2 pseudogenes are annotated in these 758 nt (G+C 62.0%); both read left to right on the top strand.

Features of this window, described 5'->3' with window-relative positions:
* Positions 1–327: pseudogene (locus tag K0F85_RS28320) on the top strand (3D-(3,5/4)-trihydroxycyclohexane-1,2-dione acylhydrolase (decyclizing)); the annotation flags it as partial.
* 1 nt (position 328) lies between these two features.
* Positions 329–758: pseudogene (locus tag K0F85_RS28315) on the top strand (sugar phosphate isomerase/epimerase); the annotation flags it as partial.

Genomic DNA, 758 nt, shown 5'->3' with positions numbered 1-758 from the left:
ATCAACCGATTGCAGCAGGCGTGCGGCAATGCCTCGTTCAACAATATGTTGCCCGACAGCGCACCCCGCATCGACTTCGCCCTGCATGCGCAATCCTTGGGCGCCCTCAGCGAGCACGTGGACAGTATCGCCGAACTGGAACAAGCCATGCTGCGCGCCCGGGCAGCTTCCCGCACGTATCTGATCTGCATCAATACGGACGCCACGCGCACGACCGCCGAGGGCGGTTGCTGGTGGGAAGTGGCCGTGCCTGAAGTGTCCACGCAAGCCGGCGTGCAAGCGGCACGTGCCCGTTATGAAACTGATCGCCTGAAACAAAGGAACTGAGATGAACACTTGGAATGTCAAGATCGGCATCAACCCGATCTCGTGGATGAACGACGATTTGCCGAGCCTGGGCGGCGAAACGCCGCTGGAGACGGCCTTGAAAGAGGGCGCCGAGATCGGCTACGTGGGTTTCGAGCTGGGCAACAAGTTTCCCAAGGATGCCCCGGCCCTGAACGCCGTGCTGGGAAAATACAATCTCGCCTGCGTCTCTGGCTGGTATTCGGGCCGGCTGGCGCACCGCTCTGTGGAAGAAGAGATCGTCTCCGTGGCCTCGCATTTGCGTCTGCTGGCCGACAGTGGCGCGACCGTCATGGTCTACGGCGAAGTGGCCGACGCCATCCAGGGCGAAGCGCGCCCGCTGTACAAGCGTCCGCGTTTCCAGACGCAGCAGCAATGGCAGGACTACGCCGACAAGTTGACGGCCTTTGCCG

The sequence above is a fragment of the Janthinobacterium sp. UMAB-56 genome, assembly GCF_900095265.1.
Taxonomy (GTDB): Bacteria; Pseudomonadota; Gammaproteobacteria; order Burkholderiales; family Burkholderiaceae_D; genus Janthinobacterium.
The sequence above is the reverse complement of the archived record's forward strand: the minus strand, read 5'-3'. Positions and strand labels throughout refer to the sequence as shown.